Origin of the sequence: Roseovarius sp. MMSF_3298, from assembly GCF_030733705.1 — a bacterium.
GTDB lineage: Bacteria > Pseudomonadota > Alphaproteobacteria > Rhodobacterales > Rhodobacteraceae > Roseovarius > Roseovarius confluentis.
Genome location: NZ_JASHIN010000031.1, coordinates 16,018 through 32,605, shown reverse-complemented (window position 1 = coordinate 32,605; position 16,588 = coordinate 16,018). Strand labels below are relative to the sequence as shown.

The following is a 16,588-nucleotide window of genomic DNA, read 5'->3' as shown; positions in this document are numbered from 1 at the left end:
GCCTTACACCCAAACGCGCCGCCGGGCCTGCAGCACCTGCACCCGGCGGCGAATTTCGTTCTGCACGGGGCCATGGCGGGGCGTGTCGCGGAGCGTCTCGACGAGGTGATCGGGACGGTCGCCGCGCTGGCGGGTCCAGCTGAGGGCCGCGAGGACCGACCGCGCCCGTTCCGGCAGGCGGTCGGGAATCTCGAAGCCGTTGAGCGTGGCCCAGACGCCGGACCAGAGCCGGCCGACGGTCCACGGGTTGTATCCGCCCCCGCCAAGGATCAGCAGGCGCGGGGCCATCTGTTTCAGGGCCGTGACGACCTGCCAATGAGCGTTGTTCGACAGGGCCAGACGGGCAAGCGGATCTTCCAACACCGCGTCCGCCCCGCATTGCAGGACGATGACCTCCGGGCGCCAGTCCTGCACGGCGGGCAGGAGGAGTTCGTCGCGCAGCAGCGCGAAATCGTCGTCATGCGTACCGCGCGGCAGGGGCAGGTTGATGGCGTGGCTGCCGGCCCGGTCGTCGAGCGCGCCGGTAAAGGGCCAGCGCGCCTCTTCGTGGGTAGAGATCATCAACACGTGCGGGTCGCCGTAAAACGCCGCCGCGACGCCGTCGCAGTGATGCGCGTCGATATCGACGTAAGCGATGCGCGTGAGGCCCTGAGCGAGGAACGCCTTGATCGCCAGCACGGGGTCGTTGAGATAGCAGAAGCCTGCCGCATGGTCGGCCATGCCGTGATGCGTGCCGCCGCCCGGGTTGTAGACGATGCCGCCCTGTGCCAGCAAGTCCGCCGCCAGAAGCGACCCGCCGGCGGCAGTGGCGGGACGGCGGTAGATCTCGGGGAAGATCGGGTTTGACAGCGTGCCGATCTGGTGGCGCGCGCGCGTCGCCTCGTCCACCCTGTGCGCTGCCTCGGCCTGTTGCAGAGCGGTGATGTAGGCGGGCGTGTGAAAGCCCGTCAGCGCCGCGGGCTTGGCGCGCGGGCTGACGCGGAACCGGTCGCGGGGCAGCCAGCCCATCGCGTGGCACAGGTCCATGACCGTGGGCACGCGCGGGATGCTCAGCGGGTGGCGCGCGCCATAGCTGGAGCCGCGGTAGATCTCGGACCCGATGAAAAGGGGATGTGGCCCGGCCCCGGTCACTCAACCAGTTCGCGCGGGATCACGAAGGCTTCCAGCCGTCCGGTGCCGGGCGTGAACGCGCCCCAGTCGTCGATGTCGAACCGCGCGACCAGCGTGGCCCCGGTGGGATAGTCTTCGAAGCGCGGATGGTCGGGATGCTCGGCCATGATCTGGTGTGCGAAAGACGCGATGCCGGGATTGTGCGCCAGCATCAGGACGGTCTGGCCCGTGGCGCCCTTCAGAACCTTCAGCATCTCCGCCGGGCCGGCAAGGTAGAGCCGGTCGAGCACCTGACGGTCGCAGTCGACCTTGAGCCGCTGCATTGTCTCGACGGTGCGGACTGACGACGACACAAGCGCTTCGTCCACCACGATGGTTTGCGCCCGCAACCAGTCGCCCAGGGTGTCGGCCGAGCGTTTGCCGCGCTTGTTGAGCGTGCGGTCATGGTCGTCGAGCGTGGGATCGCCCCAGCTGGATTTGGCGTGACGCATCAGGACGAGACGTCTCATTTGAAGGCCCTCATGTGAAAGGCGGACTGGTCTTCCAGCCGCCCGTAGGACTGGCTGACCGGGCAGGCCCGGCGCACTGCACATCCCTTTGACATACAATCATTTTCCGGCCTGTCCAAGTCTGCCTTGCAGGCGTCGATCTCATAGGTGCCGGTGGCGAAGGCATCGACGGGGCAGGCGGTGAGGCAGGGCCGGGTGGCGCAGCTGTCGCAGGGATTGGGCGGCGGGGCCGGTGCGTCGATGATGTGACCGAAGCCAAGCGCGCCGCGATACGAGATCATCAGACCGGCGGCATCGTGCACCAGCAGGCCGACCGGCGAGGAATGCGCCCGACCGCTGGCCTTGGCCCAGCTTACGAACGGCTGGTAGGGCGGGCCGCCGAAAGGGAAGAAGGCGGTGCCGTCCAGAGCCCGGGCGAGGCCGCCGATCACGCGCGACGACCAGCGGTCCATCGCGTCGGGCGCGGTGTCGGCATATTCCGGCGACGCGGTGAAGGCCGGCCAGAAGCCGGGCTCCTGCGGTCCGAGCAGAACGAGCGTGCCGATGCCGTCGGGCGTCTCCGCCCCTGTCACCACGCCGAAGGTGGCCAGATGGTGCGGGGCCGCGGCCTGTGCGATGTCGTCGAGTGTCGTCATTTGCGGAAGAATGGCAGCCCGAGAGACCATCCAAGGCGCGAGGGCCGATCATCCTGCCACTCAAGGCCGATGGTCATGTCGTCATGGCCCTTTCCGGGCTGGTCGATGTATGTGCCGAACATGCGATCCCAGATCGACAGGGCGAAACCGTAGTTGCTGTCGTGTTCGCTGCGCTGGTCGGAATGGTGCACGCGGTGCATGTCCGGCGTCACCAGGACCTTGCGCAGGGCGGCGTCCAGCCCCAGAGGCAGCTTGATATTGGCGTGGTTGAACATGGCGGTGCCGTTCAGGATGATCTCGAACAGGATGATTCCGAGCGCGGGCGGGCCGAGCAGGTAGACGAGCCCGATCTTGAGCAGCATCGACAGCGCGATTTCCACCGGGTGAAACCGGATCGCGGTGGTCACGTCGATGTCGCGGTCGGCATGGTGGACGCGGTGGATGCGCCACAGGAGCGGGATCTTGTGCGTGACGAGGTGCTGCGCCCAGATGGCAAGGTCGAAGATCAGCACGGTCAGCACCACGGCGATCCAGCCGGGAATGTCGATGGCGTTCATCAGGCCCCATCCATTGGCCTCGGCATCCACGGCGGCACCTACGGCAAGCAGCGGCAGGGCGAGCGCGAGGGCGCGCAGGGTCAGCGTGTCGAGGAGGACGATGGCCCAGTTGGTGATCCAGCGCGTATTGCGCGGTTGCGTGCGCACGCGGCGCGGGGCCTTGGCCTCGACCAGGGCCAGGACCGCGAAAAGCCCGATGAAGACGGACAGGCGGATCAGCAACTCGTTTTCCATGCGGTATATTTATTGCATCCGCATGTGTCCGCAAAGAGACGAAGGGTCACAAGGCGGTGACGCTTTTGACGGCGCTCAACCCGCGCGGATCAGCGAGCCGGAGCCGTGTTCGGTGTAAAGCTCCAGCAGCACGGCATTGTCCAGCCGCCCATCAAGGATGACCACGCCGCGCACGCCGTATGAGAGTGCATCGAGCGCGGTTTCCGTCTTGGGGATCATGCCGCCCGAGATGACGCCCTGGTCGGTCAGAGACTTGATCTGCGATGCGGTCAATTCGGTGAGGATGTTGCCCTCGCCGTCGCGCACGCCGTCCACATCCGTCAGCAGCAGCAGGCGGTCGGCCTGAAGCGCCGCCGCAATGGCACCGGCGGCGGTGTCGCCGTTGATGTTGAAGGTCTCGCCCTGGCGGCCCGCGCCCAAGGGAGCGATGACGGGGATCGCGTCATCCTGAAAGAGCGTGTGCAGGATGGACGGATCGACCTTGTCGGGCGTGCCGACGAAGCCGAGCTTGGGGTCGGTGGGCACGCAGGTGATAAGGCCCGCATCCTTGCCCGACAGTCCCACGGCCTTGCCGCCCTGAGCGTTGATCGCCTGCACGATGCGCTTGTTGACGCGGCCCGACAGGACCATCTCGACCACTTCCATCGTGGCCTCGTCCGTGACACGCTTGCCGTTGACGAAATCGGACTTGATGTTCAGCTTTTCCAGCATCTGGTTGATCATCGGGCCACCGCCATGGACGATCACCGGGTTCACGCCGACCTGCCGCATCAGCACGACGTCGCGGGCGAAGGTGGCCATCGCCTCGTTGCTGCCCATGGCGTGGCCGCCCAGCTTGATCACCACGATGGCGTCGTCGTAGCGCTGAAGATAGGGCAGGGCCTCGCTGAGGGTGCGGGCGGTTGTGAGGTTGTCGCGGGTCATGTCTCGAGTCTTCATGGGCGTGATCCTTGTACGGGGGCGTTATCACCGGACGGGCGCTGACGCGCAAGACTTTAGGTGACCCCCACCCTGACCCTCCCCTCGGGGGAGGGAAGCCTGGTGGCGGGCCTACCCCGCTGAAGGATCGGGGCGCCTGTGGTCGCGTTCGTGCATGAGTATTTCCGGCAAGAAAAAGCCGGAGGTGATCCCGGGCTATTCCAGCGTGGCGATGATGGCGCGCAGGGTGGCGATGCCGTCGCCCTTTTCCGAAGAGGTCAGGACGATCTCGGGGAAGGCGGCGGCATGGGTGGCAAGGCGGGTGCGGACCTGTGCCAGCACCTTGTCGCGCTCGGCAGCCTTGACCTTGTCGGCCTTGGTGAGCACGCATTGAAAGGTCACGGCGGAGCTGTCGAGCAGGGCCATGATCTCTTCGTCTACGGGTTTGATCCCGTGGCGGGCGTCGATCAGCACGAAGGCGCGGCGCAGGGTGACGCGGCCCGAGAGGTACTGTTTCAGCAGCGCCTGCCATTTCTCGACCTTCGGCAGAGGTGCGTTGGCATAGCCGTAGCCGGGCAGGTCCACGAGGAATGTCTGGCCGCCGAGGTCGAAATAGTTGATTTCCTGCGTGCGGCCCGGGGTGTTGGAGGCCCGGGCCAGCGCCTTGCGGCCGGTCAGCGCGTTGATCAGGCTGGATTTTCCGACGTTGGAGCGCCCGGCGAAGCAGACCTCGGGACGGTCGGCGTCGGGCAGGCCGGACATGGCGACCACGCCCTTGACGAAAGTAACCTCGCCGGCAAAGAGCTTTCGGCCGGATTCCAGAGCGGCCTCGCTGGGCGCCTCAGCCAGGGGGAAGGGGAGCGCCATCAGATCGGTTCCACGGTGTCGCCGACGCGGATCGTGCCCGAGCGCATGACGGTGGCGTAGACGCCGAAATCCTGGTGGCCGAAGCGGGTGTTCAGCGTGCCGAGCGTGTCCGCGTCACGTTCGCCGGTCTGCGGATTGGCGGTGGTGGCAAGGCAGCGCTTGATCGGTTCCTGCACGCTCAGTTCGGCGTCGCCGATGCGCAGGGTCTGGCCGACCCAGTCGAACTCGGCCCATGGGTCGAGCCCGGTAAGGTGGATGTTGCCGCGCCAGCGCAGGGGCGAGATGTCCTGCGCCATCGCCTCGGTCATGGCGTCGTTGGAGGCAAGGTTGATCAGGCTGATCGACGCGTAGTCGGTGTCGGTCATGCCGCGCCCGGGCACATGCACGAGCCGGGCCGATTGCGCGCGGTCGGCGGGCATGAGCGGGCGAACCCAGTCGAGGAAGGCGTCTTGGTCCCGTTCGGGATCGAAAGTCAGATCGGGCCGATCGGGATGGGTGAGCGTGACGCTGCCATCAGCTTCGTCCACCTTGGCCGAGATGGCCATGAGCGTGCCGGTCTTGGCCCCGCGCGAGAAATTGGCGCAGGGCACCCATTCGGTCCCGTCGGCCTTGGACATCTCGTGCGCGACGGCCCAACGGCGGTCCCATGGCAGGGTCCGGCCCTCGGTCAGGGTGACCGTGTCCAGCGCTTCGCGGCCGTGCCCCTTGATCGGGTGACGCCAGAGCGCGGCCACGGTTGCCATCACTTGTCCTCCGGCGGCGGGGTCTTGGCTTTCTTCTTGAAGCTGGACTTGATGTTGCCGAACACGTCCGGTTTGTAGCCCTGGCTGCGCATGATCAGGTATTGCTGGCTGAAGGTGATCACGTTGTTGGCGATCCAGTAGACCACGAGGCCGCTGGCGAAGCTGCCCAGCATGAACATGAAGACCCATGGCATCCACGCGAAGATCATCTGTTGCGTCGGGTCGGTCGGCGCCGGGTTCAGTTTCTGTTGCAACCACATGGACACGCCGAGGCAGAGCGGCAGGATGCCGATGAAGATCAACGCCAGGATCGAGCCCGGTTCGGGCGAGGCCCAGGGCAGGATGCCCCAGAGGTTATAGAGCGACGATGGGTCGGGTGCCGAGAGGTCGTCGATCCAGCCGATCCAGGGAGCGTGGCGCAGCTCCAGCGTTACGAAGATCACCTTGTAGAGCGAGAAGAAGATCGGGATCTGCATCAGGATGGGCAGACAGCCCGAGGCCGGGTTGACCTTTTCCTTCTTGTAGAGCTCCATCATCTCTTTCTGGAGCTTCTGGCGGTCGTCGCCCGCATTTTCCTTGATCTTCTCCATCTGCGGCTGGAGTTCCTTCATCTTGGCCATGGAGACGTAGGACTTGTAGGCCAGAGGCAGCAGGACCGCCTTGATGATGAGGGTCAGCGCGATGATCGCCCAGCCCATGTTGCCGATGAGTTCGTTGAGGTTGTGCAGCAGCCAGAAGATTGGCTTGGTCAGGAAGAAGAACCAGCCCCAGTCGATCGAATCGATGAACTTGGTCACGCCTTCGTCGTTCTGGTAGTGCCGGATGGTTTCCCATTCCTTGGCGCCGGCGAAGAGGCGGGTCTGGATGGTCACTTCCTGCCCGGGCGCGACGGTTTCGGTGCGCTGCTTGATGTTGGTCTGGTAGATGTTGCGGTTGGTGTCCTGGAAGGTCGAGAAGGTCGAGCCTTCGGCCTGGCCGGGGATCAGCGCGGTCATCCAGTAGTGATCGGTGAAGCCGGACCAGCCGGCCTCTTGCAGGGCGATATTCTCATGCGCGCCCGCAGCTTCGAAATCGTCATAGTCGATCTCGCGCAGCTCGCCGTCAGTCAGGCTGATGCCGCCTTCGTGAAGGATGAAGAAGTTCTTGAGGTCCGGCGGCAAACCGTGGCGGGCGAGGATGCCGTAAGGCGCGACGGAGGCGGCGTTGTCGCCGGTGTTCTGCACCGATTGGGTGACGTTGAACATCGAGCGGTCATCGACGGACATTTCGCGGCGGAAGGTCAGGCCAGCGCCGTTGTCCCAGGCCAGGACCAGCGGGTTTTCGGGGGTCAGCGGACCATCGGACTCGACGTCCCAGACGGTGTTGGCACCGGGGACCTGGTCGGGCGTCAGACCGCTGCCCGGCGCCCAGCCGAAGAGCGCATAATAGGCGCGGTCGGTGCCGACGGGCGACAGGAGCGTGACGATCGGCGCATCCGGTTCGAGCGTTTCGCGGTAGTTCTTGAGTTGCAGATCGTCGATCCGCCCTCCACGCAGCGAGACGGTTCCTTGCAGGGTGGGCGTGTCGATCTCGATGCGCGGCGTGTCGTCGGTCTCTGCTTCGGCCTGTTGCGCCTCGGGTGTCGCGGCGGTGTCGTCGGCCGTACTTGGCACGATGGCCGTGTCGCCCGCAGGCTCGGACGGGGTGGTGCCGGTTTCCGTTGTGGACGTGCTGGTGGTGGTCGCCTCCGGCGTCTCTTCCGGCTCGGGCGGCGGGAAAAGCAGGAACCAGATAAGGATCACCAACAGGCTGAGGCCCGTTGCCAGCAGGAGATTGCGGTTCTGTTCGTCCATCGTGGATGGCCACCCGTGCAAGTTTCATTCGTTTGGGGCGTTCAACAGAGTGCAGCAGCAAAGGTCAAGGGGGCAGAGCAGATTCGTGGTGATGTGAAAAACTGTGTCGCAGCTTGCACCGAAGCCCGTTGACAGGTTTGTTGCGGGCCTGGGCGTCACGGATGCGGTTGTGCCCATTGATGCGATGGGTGGCCTAGCCGGCGCTACGGCCGATGCGTGGCGGCGTCTGGACCCGCGCAAGGTGATCGCCGATCCACTGGATTGTTCGGACAGCCGGCATGGGGCGGGCGATGCCGAAGCCCTGAACATGGCCGACCCCAAGTTGGGCAAGCATCGCGTGTTCGCCCGCGGTTTCCACGCCTTCGGCAACGGTCTCGAGGTCAAGCTGTTCTGCCATGAGCTGGATTGCGTTGACCATGCGCTGCTGCTCGACGTCGTGATCGAGTTTCTTGACGAACGAGCGGTCGATTTTCAACCTGTGCACAGCGAACCGACGGATCGACGAGATCGAGGCGTGCCCGGTGCCAAAATCGTCGAGGTCGATGTGACAGCCCATCTCGGCCATGCGTCTGATATTGCGCACGATCGTATCCTCGGGGGAATAGGCGACAACGGATTCAAGAATCTCGACCGTCAATCGCGTCGGCGCGATATCGTAGCGGTCAAGCTCCCACGCGAGGCGGTCGACCAGTTTCGGGTCGCGCAGTTCGCCGGCAGAGAAATTCACACCGACCTGAGGTACGTCGAATCCCGCATCGTCCCAGGATTTGAGCGCTGAAAGCGCGTCCCGCAGGATTTTCGTGCCAAGAATGTCTGTTTTGCCCATTTTCTGCAGGAGCGGAAGAAACTCTGTGGGCGGAATCAGGCCGCGAACGGGATGTTCCCACCGCGCCAGCGCCTCGAACCCGGAAATGCCGCCGGTATCGGTGGAAACCTGCGGCTGGAACCAGGCGTTTATCTGCCCATCAGTCAGTGCGGTCAAAACCTCTGTTGCGGTGCCCTCGGGCAGGGGCGAGACCCGGCGCAACTCGGGGCTGTAGGCGCGAATGGCCGATGGGGCGTGGCGGCGCGCCTCGACCAGCGCGGTACCGGCAGCATCGGACAGGTCGCGCCCGGTGCCGCCGCGAATGAAGCTGTCAAGGCAGAAGCCCACCGAGGCTGAGACATAGATCGTGGTGGCATCAAGTGAGATCGGCTCCTCCGCGACGGCTTGCAGGCGGGTGGCCAGTTTCAGCCCGGCTTCGGAGTCGAGTCGGCGAACGGGGGCAAGAATGATGCCGAACTGCCCGTTGGAAATTGGAAGCAGGACGTCATGTTCGCGCAGTACGGTCTTGAGCCGGTCGGTCACGCATTTGCAGATACGATCGGCAGCCGCGGTTCCGTACCGGTCGAGAAGCGTTTCGAAGTCGTCGATTTCGACGATCGCGCATCCCGTGCGTCGAAGGCAGTTGCGTGCAGCGTCGAGCGTTTCCTGAAGCGCGTGTTCGAAATCGCCTTCATGGCGCGTTACGGCGACAGGTGGCGCGGCGTGACGCAGCCACGCAAGACCGAGCGGCACCGCCAGCGCAATCGCCAACAAGACCGGTTCGCCACCAAGCCAGAACCCGCCCAGCACCAGCGCGGGAAGGAAAGCCAGCGCCTGTGGGCCCGAAAGCACCGTCATGAAGGAATAGCGAAGGGAGGACACATATTTGTTCAGGGGCATGTTTCGGGGTCCAAAGCGATCAAGCGGACGCTAACCCGAGTTGTTCAATAGCCCCTTAACGCAACCTGGGTAGCGCGTCGTCATTTCCTTCGAATTTTAGCGAGTCCCGGCTTAACCCCTCGAAATCGAAGAGTTTAGGGTCGAGCAAGTGTGAGGGCCGGGCGTTCATCAGGGCCCGGAACATGACCTGGCGGCGGCCCGGGCTGTTGGCCTCCCAGCCGTCGAGGATCTGTTTGACCTGCTGGCGTTGCAGCCCGTCCTGCGAGCCGCAGAGATCGCACGGAATGATGGGATAATCCATCGCGCGGGCGAACCGCTCGCAATCGGCCTCGGCCACATGGGCCAGCGGACGGTAGACGAAAAGGTCGCCTTCCTCGTTCACCAGCTTGGGCGGCATGGTGGCCAGCCGCCCGCCGTGAAAGAGATTCATGAAAAACGTCTCGAGGATGTCGTCGCGGTGATGACCCAGCACCACGGCGGAACAGCCTTCTTCGCGCGCGATGCGGTAGAGATGACCACGGCGCAGCCGCGAGCAGAGCGCGCAATAGGTGCGGCCCTGCGGCACCTTGTCGACGACGACGGAATAGGTGTCCTGGTACTCGACCCGATGGGGCACGCCCATGTCCTCGAGGAACTTGGGCAGGACTGTCGCCGGGAAGCCGGGTTGGCCCTGGTCGAGGTTGCAGGCGAGGATATCGACGGGCAGAAGGCCGCGCCACTTAAGCTCGTGCAGGACGGCCAGCAGGGTATAGCTGTCCTTGCCGCCGGACAGGCAAACCAGCCAGCGGGTGTCCTTCTCGATCATGCCGTATTGCTCTGTCGCCTCGCGCGCCTGGCGGACGATGCGTTTGCGCAGCTTGCGGAACTCCGTGGTTTTCGGAGCGCCGGCAAAGAGCGGGTGGATATCGTCGGCATCGTCGAGCATGTTTGGGCGTTTAGAGCGATTCACGCCACCGGGCAAGCGCGAGCGTCAGGCGCCGGCGTCGATCAGCGCCTGCAGAATCGACTTGGCGCTGTCCGAGCTCCAGTCGGCATCGCCCTGAAGCCGGGCAATCTCGCGGCCCTCGCGGTCGAGGATGACCGTGACGGGCAGGCCCAGCACGCCCATCTGGCGCGAGAGGCCCATCTTGGGGTCGGCGTGAAGCGGCAGGTTGTCGACGCCGATCTCGTCGAAGAACTTTTCCATCGCGGCGGGTGCGTTGCGGCCCGAGGCGATGGTGACGACCTCGAAATCCTTGCCGCCGAGTTGGTCTTGCAGGTCCGACAGCATCGGCATCTCGTGGCGGCAGGGGGCGCACCACGTGGCCCAGAAATTGACCAGGGTGATCTTGCCCTCGTAGTCCGACAGGGTCAGGTCGCCGCCATCCTCGGACTTGAAGGCCTCGGAAGGCACCGCCTTGGCCTCGGAATGCACCACCAGCTTTTTCATGTCGCCGTCGCGCAGGTCGGCAATATCCGCGGTCTGGGCCGCTGCGCCGTTTGCACCGACTGCGAGGGCAATATAAAGGACGATGGACTTCAGCGAATTCATAGCGCCTCCGAAGAGTTGGGACATGACAGACAAGACCTCTAACAAGATGTGGGGCGGCCGGTTCGCCGCCGGGCCCGATGCGATCATGGAGGCAATTAATGCCTCGATAGATTTCGACAAGCGCCTCGCGGCGCAGGATATCGCCGGGTCGCGCGCCCATGCGGCCATGTTGGCCGCGGCAGGTATCTTCAGTGATAGCGATGCCGAGGCGATGCGGGAAGGCCTGCTCACGGTGTTGTCAGAGATCGAAAGCGGGGAGTTCCCGTTCTCGAAGGCGCTGGAGGACATTCACATGAATGTCGAGGCGCGGCTGAAGGAGGTGATAGGCGAGCCGGCGGGGCGGCTGCACACGGGGCGCAGCCGGAATGACCAGGTGGCGACGGATTTCAAGCTGTGGGTGCGCGATCAGCTCGATGCCTGCGATGCGGCATTGGTGGCGCTGATGAAAGCGTGCCTCGCTCAGGCCGAGGCCGGTGCGGATTGGGTGATGCCGGGGTTCACGCATCTGCAGGTGGCGCAGCCGGTGACGTGGGGCCATCACATGATGGCCTATGTCGAGATGTTCGGGCGGGATCTGTCCCGTGTCCGCGATGCCCGCACGAGGATGAACGAATGCCCGCTGGGCGCGGCGGCCCTGGCCGGGACGTCCTTTCCCATCGATCGGGACATGACGGCGAAGGAGCTTGGGTTTGATAGACCGGCGGCCAACAGCCTCGACGCGGTCAGTGACCGGGATTTCGCGCTGGAGTTCCTGTCCGTGGCCAGCATTTGCGCCATGCACCTGAGCCGGATGGCCGAGGAACTGGTGATCTGGTCTTCGGCGCAGTTTCGCTTCGTGACGCTGAGCGACCGGTTCTCGACCGGGTCGAGCATCATGCCGCAGAAGAAGAATCCCGATGCCGCCGAGCTGATCCGCGCCAAGATCGGGCGCATTTTCGGGGCGAACGTGGCGCTGATGACGGTGATGAAGGGCCTGCCGCTGGCCTATTCCAAGGACATGCAGGAGGACAAGGAGCAGGTCTTTGACGCCGCGGACAACCTGATGCTGGCGCTGGCCGCGATGGAGGGGATGGTCCGCGACATGTCGGCCAACCGCGACGCGCTGGAGGCGGCGGCGGGTGCGGGGTTCTCGACCGCGACGGACCTTGCGGACTGGCTGGTGCGGGTGCTGGGCCTGCCGTTCCGCGACGCGCATCACGTGACCGGCGCGCTGGTGGCCAAGGCGGAAGCGAAGGGATGCGACCTGCCGGAGCTGAGCCTGGAGGAGATGCAATCCGTGCATGGCGATATCGACAAAACGGTTTATGATGTGCTGGGTGTGCACAACTCGGTCGCCTCGCGCATGAGCTATGGTGGGACCGCGCCCGAGCAGGTGCGCATGCAGGTTGATCGCTGGAAGGAGATCCTGGGATGAAACGTGTGATTGCATGTCTGGGCCTGATTCTGGTCGCAGCATGCGGCGTGGATGGCGAGCCGATCCCGCCCGGCACCGAGCCAGACGATACCGTGGCGCGGAATGATCCCACACCGGTGCGGCCAAACCTGAACGGGTCGCTGACCGTGGGCACAAACGGATCGCGGGCCAGCGTGGGCACGTCGGTCGTCAGCGGTAACGTGTCGGTCCACGTGGGCACGGTGTTTTGAAGTACGTTTTCCTGGCCTTGGCTGTCTGGGGGGCAATCCACCCGATGGCGTGGTTCGTGGCGTGGATCAACGCCAACGGGTACAGCCTGATGGGCATGGTGGAGGCGTGGCATGCCAATGCCGCGACCAGCGGGCTGGTCTGGGACCTGACGATTGCCGCGGTTGCGCTGACCCTCTGGGTGATCTGGGAAACGGCAAAGATGCGCGACTGGCTGCGCCTGATCGCGATCCCGGCGACCTTTTGCATCGGGGTCAGTTGCGGTTTGCCGCTTTATCTGTTTCTGAGGATGCGGCGCGGGTGAGACCCGCCGAGTATTGAGTATTTTCAGCAAGAAAAAGCGGGCGATGGATCATTTTCTTTACCGAGACGGCGAGCTTCATGCCGAGGATGTGCCGGTGGCCGAGATTGCCGCCGAGGTGGGCACGCCGTTCTATTGCTATTCGACCGCGACGCTGACGCGGCATTTCCGGCTGTTCGACGAGGCGCTGGACGGGATGCCGCATCTGGTGTGCTACGCGATGAAGGCGGCGAGCAACCAGGCGATCCTGAAGACGCTGGCGCAGCTGGGCGCGGGGATGGACGTGGTCTCAGCCGGCGAATACCTGCGCGCCAAGGCGGCGGGTGTGCCGGGCGAGAAAATCGTGTTTTCCGGTGTTGGCAAGACCCGCGATGAAATGCGCATCGCGCTGGAAGGCGGCGTGCGGCAGTTCAATGTCGAGAGCGAGCCGGAGATGGCCGCGCTGTCGGAGGTTGCCGTGTCGCTGGGTGTGGAGGTGCCGATCACTGTTCGGGTGAACCCGGACGTGGACGCGAAGACCCATGCCAAGATCGCGACCGGCAAGAGCGAGAACAAGTTCGGCATCCCGATTGCCCGCGCGCGGGAAGTCTATGCCGAAGCCGCGCGGTTGCCGGGGCTCAAGGTGATCGGGATCGACGTGCATATCGGCAGCCAACTGACCGATCTGGAGCCGTTCCGGCTGGCGTATCAGAAGGTTGCGGAGCTGACCGAAGTGTTGCGGGCGGATGGTCACGAGATATCGCGCCTTGATATGGGCGGTGGGCTTGGCATCCCCTATGAACGGTCGAACGCGGCGCCGCCGCTGCCCACGGATTACGGGGCTATGATCCGCGAAACGGTCGGGCACCTTGGCTGCGAGATCGAGATCGAGCCGGGGCGGCTGGTGGCGGGCAATGCCGGTATCCTTGTCAGCAAGGTGATTTACGTGAAATCGGGCGAAGGGCGTGATTTCCTGATCCTCGACGGGGCGATGAACGACCTGATCCGCCCCGCGATGTACGACGCCTACCACGATATCGTCCCGGTGAAGGAGCCAGCGCCGGGCGCGGAGCCGGCCAAGTACGACATCGTCGGACCGGTCTGCGAATCGGGCGATACCTTCGCCAAGGAACGGGTCATGCCGCATGTGGGCGAGGGCGACCTTGTGGCGTTCCGCAGCGCGGGCGCATATGGCGCGGTCATGAGCAGCGAGTACAATACAAGGCCGCTGGTTCCGGAAGTTCTGGTGCATGAGCATCAATTTGCCGTCATCAGGCCCCGGCCGACCTTTGACGAGATGATAAATCGCGATACCATTCCTGCATGGTTGTGACGCGACGGGCGCGTTCGCAATCCAACCGCAGGGATGCATGGCACAATCTGACAACACCACGTTCAACAAGGTCATCAGGCGGCTGAAGCGGCCCTTGATGCTGACTTGGGCCGGGCTGATTGCCGAGCGTCTGGTTCGGGCCTTCTGGCCGCTCTGGAGCGTGGTTATCGCGGTGTGCGCCGCCTTGATGCTTGGGCTGCACGACCTTGCGCCGGTGGAAATCGTCTGGACGCTGGCCATCGTTTCTGGGCTGGCCGCGCTGGGCTTCGCGGTGCACGGGGCGCGCCGGTTCGACTGGCCGTCGCGCGAAGAGGCGATTCGACGGATGGACGGCGTGTTGCCGGGACATCCGCTGGCGACACTTGCCGACAGGCAGGCCATCGGTAACGGCGACACGGGGTCGCAGGCCCTGTGGCGGGCGCATATCGCACGGATGGAAGCCCGCGCCGCCGGTGCGAAAGCGGTCGAACCCGACCTGAGACTGTCGCGCCGGGACCCGTTCGGGCTTCGCTATGTCGCCCTGTTGGCGCTGGTCGTGGCGGTCTTGTTCGGATCCGTCTGGCGGGCCGGTACGGTGTCGCAGATGGCCCCCGGCAGTGGTGCGGCGCTGGCCAGCGGACCGACTTGGGAAGGCTGGATCGAGCCGCCGGCCTATACCGAGTTGCCGAGCCTTTACCTGAACGATCAGGACGGGGCGTTCAGCGCCCCCGAAGGCAGCTTGGTCACGCTGCGCTTTTACGGCGAGGTGGGTGCGCTGAGCATGACCGAAACGGTCTCGGGCCGGACCGAGGACATTCCGCCGGCCACGGACATCGAGCAGAGCTTCGAGATCGCACAGGACGGGACGTTGCGGATTGATGGGCCCGGCGGCGAGGAATGGACGATCACGGCACTGCCCGACGCGCCGCCCGAGGCGTCGATCTCGGAAGGGCTGGAGGTCACGTTCGACGGGCAGATGAGCCAGCCTTTCGCGGCCAGCGACGATCATGGCGTGGCCGGTGGCACCGCGACGTTCGAACTGGCGCTGGACGAGGTCCACCGGCGCCATGGCCTGACGGCCGAACCCGATGCGCGCGAGCCGATCGTGCTGGACCTGCCGCTGCCGATCACCGGGGACCGCGCGGACTTTACCGAGACCTTGATAGAGAACCTGTCAGAGCATCCGTGGGCGCATCTGCCGGTGCGCCTGACGCTGAATGTTCGGGACGAGCGCGACCAGACGGGGCAAAGCGCGCCGCTGGTGATGGATCTGCCGGCGCGGCGGTTCTTCGATCCGATGGCCGCGTCGGTGATCGAACAGCGGCGGGATCTGCTCTGGGCGAAATCCAACGCCAGACGTGTCAGCCAGATGCTGCGGGCGGTGTCGCACAACCCCGAGGAGGGGCTTTTCAAATCCGAGACGGCCTATCTGAAGCTGCGGGTGATCCTGCGACGGCTGGAGACGTTCATCGACCATGACAGCCTGACCGACGAGACGCAGGATGAACTGGCGCAGGCGCTGTGGGATCTGGCCGTGCTGCTGGAGGATGGCGATATTGGCGACGCGCTGGAGCGGATGCGCGCCGCGCAGGAACGGCTGAGCGAGGCCATGCGCAACGGCGCCAGCGAAGAAGAGATCGCGCGGCTGATGCAGGAATTGCGCGACGCGACGCAAGATTACCTGCGCCAGAAATCGCAGATGGCACAGCGCGAGGGCGATCAGACGGACGAACCTGACCGCGGCCAGTCCGAGAACATGCAGGCCCTGACCGACCAGGATCTGCAGGACATGATGGACCGTATCCAGGAACTCATGGAGCAGGGCCGGTTCGCCGAGGCGCAGCAGGCGCTGGAAGAGTTCCAGCAGATGATGGAGAACTTGCGCGTGACCGAGGGTCAGCAGGGGCAGGGCGGTGACAATCCCGGCCAGCAGGCGATGGAAGGTCTGGCCGAAACGCTGCGTGACCAGCAGGGCCTGTCGGACGAGGCGTTCCGGGATTTGCAGGAACAGTTCAATCCCGGCGCGCAGGCCGGGGAGTCGCAGGGCAACGAGGGCCGCAACGGCGGCCAGGGGCAGGGCCAGCAGCACTCGCAACAAGGACAGGGCCAACAGCAGGGTCAGGGTCAGCAGCAAGGGCAAGGCCAAGGCCAGCAACAGGGTCAGCAACCCGGTCAGGGCCAAGGCAACCAGTCCGCCGAAGGGCAGCAGGGCAACGGCGCCGGCGCCCTGTCGGACCGGCAGGAGGCGCTGCGGCGCGAGTTGGAACGCCAGCGGCAGGGTCTGCCCAATGTCGGCGGTGAAGCCGGGGAAGATGCCCGCGAGGCGCTGGACCGGGCCGGACGCGCCATGGAAGGTGCAGAGGAGGCGCTGCGAGGCGACGACCTTCCCGAGGCGATCGACCGGCAGGCCGAGGCGATGGACGCCCTGCGCGACGGGATGCGCAGCCTGGGCGAGGCAATGGCCGAGAACAGCCAGTCCCAGCCGGGCCAAGGCCAGGCGCAAAGCCAGACACCGGGCCAGTTCGGCGAGCAGGATCCGCTTGGCCGGTCACAGCGCGGGCTGGCCGGGGACCAGGGCGAGTTCACCGCACGGGAAGACGTGTATCGCCGTGCCGGAGAGCTATTGGACGAGATCCGTCGCCGGTCGGGCGATACGGCGCGACCCGAGGTCGAGCTTGATTACCTGCGGCGGCTTCTGGACCGATTCTGAACT

The 16,588-nt window shown here is 65.1% G+C and carries 16 protein-coding genes; 5 read left to right on the top strand and 11 right to left on the bottom strand.

Annotated elements, in window-relative coordinates:
• Nucleotides 1-3 precede the first annotated feature (3 nt).
• From RBB18_RS20065 to RBB18_RS20015, 11 genes are all read right to left on the bottom strand, one after another.
• Nucleotides 4-1,131, bottom strand: coding sequence for an acetoin utilization protein AcuC (locus RBB18_RS20065; RefSeq protein ID WP_306111678.1), 1,128 nt, complete (start codon nt 1,129-1,131; stop codon nt 4-6).
• Complete coding sequence (locus tag RBB18_RS20060) at nt 1,128-1,619, bottom strand: histidine phosphatase family protein (RefSeq protein WP_103763500.1); 492 nt, start codon at nt 1,617-1,619, stop codon at nt 1,128-1,130. Before RBB18_RS20060 ends, RBB18_RS20065 begins: the two co-directional genes overlap by 4 nt.
• Nucleotides 1,616-2,254 carry a ferredoxin gene (locus RBB18_RS20055; protein WP_103763499.1) on the bottom strand — a complete coding sequence of 213 codons (639 nt, stop codon included), beginning with the start codon at nt 2,252-2,254 and terminating at the stop codon, nt 1,616-1,618. The genes RBB18_RS20060 and RBB18_RS20055 overlap by 4 nt, the downstream gene beginning before the upstream one ends.
• Nucleotides 2,251-3,045, bottom strand: coding sequence for a sterol desaturase family protein (locus tag RBB18_RS20050; RefSeq protein ID WP_306111677.1), 795 nt, complete (start codon nt 3,043-3,045; stop codon nt 2,251-2,253). The genes RBB18_RS20055 and RBB18_RS20050 overlap by 4 nt, the downstream gene beginning before the upstream one ends.
• Before the next feature lie 75 nt (nt 3,046-3,120).
• The gene (argB, locus tag RBB18_RS20045; RefSeq protein WP_306111676.1) at nt 3,121-3,984 is read right to left on the bottom strand and encodes an acetylglutamate kinase; all 864 of its coding nucleotides are present in this window, start codon (nt 3,982-3,984) and stop codon (nt 3,121-3,123) included.
• Nucleotides 3,985-4,179: 195 nt separating this feature from the next.
• Entirely contained in the window at nt 4,180-4,830 is a 651-nt protein-coding gene (yihA, locus tag RBB18_RS20040; protein ID WP_103763496.1) for a ribosome biogenesis GTP-binding protein YihA/YsxC, read from the bottom strand.
• Nucleotides 4,830-5,573 (bottom strand): MOSC domain-containing protein, encoded by a 744-nt coding sequence (locus tag RBB18_RS20035; RefSeq protein WP_306111675.1) that lies wholly within the window; start codon nt 5,571-5,573, stop codon nt 4,830-4,832. Before RBB18_RS20035 ends, yihA begins: the two co-directional genes overlap by 1 nt.
• The gene (gene yidC, locus RBB18_RS20030) at nt 5,573-7,405 is read right to left on the bottom strand and encodes a membrane protein insertase YidC (RefSeq protein WP_306111674.1); all 1,833 of its coding nucleotides are present in this window, start codon (nt 7,403-7,405) and stop codon (nt 5,573-5,575) included. The genes RBB18_RS20035 and yidC overlap by 1 nt, the downstream gene beginning before the upstream one ends.
• Nucleotides 7,406-7,598: 193 nt before the next feature.
• The gene (locus tag RBB18_RS20025; RefSeq protein WP_306111673.1) at nt 7,599-9,110 is read right to left on the bottom strand and encodes a bifunctional diguanylate cyclase/phosphodiesterase; all 1,512 of its coding nucleotides are present in this window, start codon (nt 9,108-9,110) and stop codon (nt 7,599-7,601) included.
• A 55-nt stretch (nt 9,111-9,165) separates the two neighbouring features.
• Complete coding sequence (gene ttcA / locus RBB18_RS20020; RefSeq protein ID WP_306111672.1) at nt 9,166-10,035, bottom strand: tRNA 2-thiocytidine(32) synthetase TtcA; 870 nt, start codon at nt 10,033-10,035, stop codon at nt 9,166-9,168.
• Between the two features lie 45 nt (nt 10,036-10,080).
• Nucleotides 10,081-10,641 carry a TlpA disulfide reductase family protein gene (locus RBB18_RS20015; RefSeq protein ID WP_306111671.1) on the bottom strand — a complete coding sequence of 187 codons (561 nt, stop codon included), beginning with the start codon at nt 10,639-10,641 and terminating at the stop codon, nt 10,081-10,083.
• Between the two features lie 22 nt (nt 10,642-10,663).
• On the opposite strand from RBB18_RS20015, the gene argH reads away from it, so the two are divergent.
• From argH to RBB18_RS19990, 5 genes are read left to right on the top strand one after another with little or no spacing between them, the layout of a single operon-like run.
• Complete coding sequence (gene argH / locus RBB18_RS20010) at nt 10,664-12,055, top strand: argininosuccinate lyase (RefSeq protein WP_306111670.1); 1,392 nt, start codon at nt 10,664-10,666, stop codon at nt 12,053-12,055.
• Nucleotides 12,052-12,285 (top strand): hypothetical protein, encoded by a 234-nt coding sequence (locus tag RBB18_RS20005; protein WP_103763489.1) that lies wholly within the window; start codon nt 12,052-12,054, stop codon nt 12,283-12,285. Before argH ends, RBB18_RS20005 begins: the two co-directional genes overlap by 4 nt.
• Nucleotides 12,282-12,587, top strand: coding sequence for a DUF2834 domain-containing protein (locus RBB18_RS20000; RefSeq protein WP_306111669.1), 306 nt, complete (start codon nt 12,282-12,284; stop codon nt 12,585-12,587). The genes RBB18_RS20005 and RBB18_RS20000 overlap by 4 nt, the downstream gene beginning before the upstream one ends.
• Nucleotides 12,588-12,630: 43 nt before the next feature.
• Nucleotides 12,631-13,896 carry a diaminopimelate decarboxylase gene (gene lysA / locus RBB18_RS19995; protein WP_306111668.1) on the top strand — a complete coding sequence of 422 codons (1,266 nt, stop codon included), beginning with the start codon at nt 12,631-12,633 and terminating at the stop codon, nt 13,894-13,896.
• A gap of 37 nt (nt 13,897-13,933) precedes the next feature.
• Complete coding sequence (locus RBB18_RS19990; protein WP_306111667.1) at nt 13,934-16,585, top strand: TIGR02302 family protein; 2,652 nt, start codon at nt 13,934-13,936, stop codon at nt 16,583-16,585.
• Nucleotides 16,586-16,588: the final 3 nt, after the last annotated feature.

Bases quoted from the DNA above. Each gene is read 5' to 3' on its own strand.
- RBB18_RS20060 (WP_103763500.1), bottom strand. From the start codon at position 1,619: ATGAGACGTCTCGTCCTGATGCGTCACGCCAAATCCAGCTGGGGCGAT.
- RBB18_RS20055 (WP_103763499.1), bottom strand. From the start codon at position 2,254: ATGACGACACTCGACGACATCGCACAGGCCGCGGCCCCGCACCATCTG.
- RBB18_RS20050 (WP_306111677.1), bottom strand. From the start codon at position 3,045: ATGGAAAACGAGTTGCTGATCCGCCTGTCCGTCTTCATCGGGCTTTTC.
- argB (WP_306111676.1), bottom strand. From the start codon at position 3,984: ATGAAGACTCGAGACATGACCCGCGACAACCTCACAACCGCCCGCACC.
- yihA (WP_103763496.1), bottom strand. From the start codon at position 4,830: ATGGCGCTCCCCTTCCCCCTGGCTGAGGCGCCCAGCGAGGCCGCTCTG.
- RBB18_RS20035 (WP_306111675.1), bottom strand. From the start codon at position 5,573: ATGGCAACCGTGGCCGCGCTCTGGCGTCACCCGATCAAGGGGCACGGC.
- yidC (WP_306111674.1), bottom strand. From the start codon at position 7,405: ATGGACGAACAGAACCGCAATCTCCTGCTGGCAACGGGCCTCAGCCTG.
- RBB18_RS20025 (WP_306111673.1), bottom strand. From the start codon at position 9,110: ATGCCCCTGAACAAATATGTGTCCTCCCTTCGCTATTCCTTCATGACG.
- ttcA (WP_306111672.1), bottom strand. From the start codon at position 10,035: ATGCTCGACGATGCCGACGATATCCACCCGCTCTTTGCCGGCGCTCCG.
- RBB18_RS20015 (WP_306111671.1), bottom strand. From the start codon at position 10,641: ATGAATTCGCTGAAGTCCATCGTCCTTTATATTGCCCTCGCAGTCGGT.
- argH (WP_306111670.1), top strand. From the start codon at position 10,664: ATGACAGACAAGACCTCTAACAAGATGTGGGGCGGCCGGTTCGCCGCC.
- RBB18_RS20005 (WP_103763489.1), top strand. From the start codon at position 12,052: ATGAAACGTGTGATTGCATGTCTGGGCCTGATTCTGGTCGCAGCATGC.
- lysA (WP_306111668.1), top strand. From the start codon at position 12,631: ATGGATCATTTTCTTTACCGAGACGGCGAGCTTCATGCCGAGGATGTG.
- RBB18_RS19990 (WP_306111667.1), top strand. From the start codon at position 13,934: ATGGCACAATCTGACAACACCACGTTCAACAAGGTCATCAGGCGGCTG.